Origin of the sequence: Halomonas sp., assembly GCF_029263665.1 — a bacterium.
Taxonomy (GTDB): domain Bacteria; phylum Pseudomonadota; class Gammaproteobacteria; order Pseudomonadales; family Halomonadaceae; genus Halomonas.
The window spans coordinates 1-1775 of record NZ_JAJUFQ010000050.1 but is presented as its reverse complement, the minus strand read 5'-3'; the positions used below and the strand labels follow the sequence as shown (position 1 = coordinate 1775).

Sequence of the window (1775 nt, the reverse complement as noted above, 5' to 3'; positions counted from 1 at the left end):
GTTCAGCTGCCTTCTGCTCCGCCAACAGGTCAGCTTCGATATCAGCTTGTTCGAGTCGTCGAGCGTAGGGGAGTGCCAGGAAGATGGCGAAGACGATGGCGATGAGTCCGCCACCGATCTTGCCTACGACCATCGTGATGATCATGTTGGGCTGGAAGGTGGCAGTAAATGCGATGTAGTCTCCCAGGGCAAAGGTTGCTGACACCATAAAGGCCAGCGTCAGGACCTTGTCTTTCGGTGGCATGTGTCGCACCAATTGGAACAGTGCTACGGCATTGGCTGTCGCGGCAAGGAAGCCGGCAATACCAGCTTCAGATATCCCAATACGACGTCCAATGGCCTGCAGAGGTTTGGCCAAGACTTTGCGGATGAGATAGACCAGTGGGAAGGCTCCGGCAAGCATCACCGCGATATTTCCGACGATTTCCAGAGCCCGAAGTGGATCGTCCGAATCCGCAGCAAATGGGGCCAGCGGCCATACGCCGAAGACGGTGGAAAACACACCGGTGAAGTGCTCGACAATTGACAGGGCCACTGCTGCGGTGGTGATGATCTGCAAGGCGCGACCGAAGATGAGGAAAGCGCCGATCATCTTCTGTGTGAAGAAGCGTAGCGCCAACGACAGAAGACCCATCACCACGGCCAGCGGTAGCAGGTTGAGTAGTACTTCGGTTATGGATAGATCAAATGGACGGGTGCCAGGTCCTGTGGCATCCAGTCCCTCACGAAGTGGCACACCGGTTTGGAGCAAGATCAGGGCCATGATGAGTGAGGCGAAAGGAATGGCAAGGAAGCCTGCCATGACACCCAGGGCAAGGTACTTGTGATCGCGCTGTTGCAAGGTCGATAACCCTACCGGGATACAGAAGGCAATGGTCGCGCCGGCGGTAATGCTCACGGTATACGCAAGAATCCATGCGCCGTGCCCGTCGGCTACCTCGTGGGCTAAGTGGTACGCGCCGAGGTCGCCGGGGATAAAGGTGCTGACTGCAATGGAGGCATCCGAATGCATCGCCGAGTATAAGGGTGCAACGACAGTATTGATGGCAGGCACCAAGACCGGCATCAGGGTCATAATGCCTGCGATGGGGATGAAGATGTGGCCCATCATCACGATGCCTTCTTTGAATTCAAGCCCCAACTGAGAGTTGGGTCGAATGATATGAGCTCCGGCTCCGATCAGGAGGGAGCCCATCATGATGTAGATAATGATTTCACCGAGAAGTTCCATGAAAAATATCTCCGTTGTGAGGTGAGGTCAGCAAAGGCCTGAGCGTGGTTGCTGACGAGGGTAGATAAACACGACCGCGGTCCCCCGGACTGAATGGTCGATTGCCCCAGAGTGTTCCTGAAACGCCTACGTGAAATGTAGGCGGCAAGGTTTTGATGAACTGCTCCAGAGCGCAGGAGCAGCTGGGCTGCCGTTCGGTGCAGGTACGATAGCGTGGTGCCGTGTCAATAAGTTCATATGTAGATCATTTATATGGCAGTCAACAATGCGGTGGCGCGTGCGGATAACCGAGGCAGAGCGTGCTTGATGGGGAATTATCGAAGCGCTCCCCGGCGCTGTTCTGCCACCGCAGGGCAACATAGTCATGGAGCTCGCTATCGAGAGTGCGAGCCAAGGCTATGGAATCTAAGAGCATCGCAGTCCTGCTTGACTAGTGAATACGTATACATGAGGCGGGACGATTTGATCGTCTCTTCGCAGAGGGTTCAAATTGTTGTGACAAATCCGGAGCGATTGCAGGAGGATGTTCCCGTCTATTGCCCGG

1 protein-coding gene is annotated in these 1775 nt (G+C 55.3%); it reads right to left on the bottom strand.

What is annotated here, in order from left to right; all coding sequences use genetic code 11:
• Positions 1-1231, bottom strand: a 1231-nt coding sequence (eutH, locus tag Q1K07_RS21225) for an ethanolamine utilization protein EutH (RefSeq protein ID WP_300315946.1), incomplete at its 3' end; no start/stop codon positions are given.
• Positions 1232-1775: the final 544 nt, after the last annotated feature.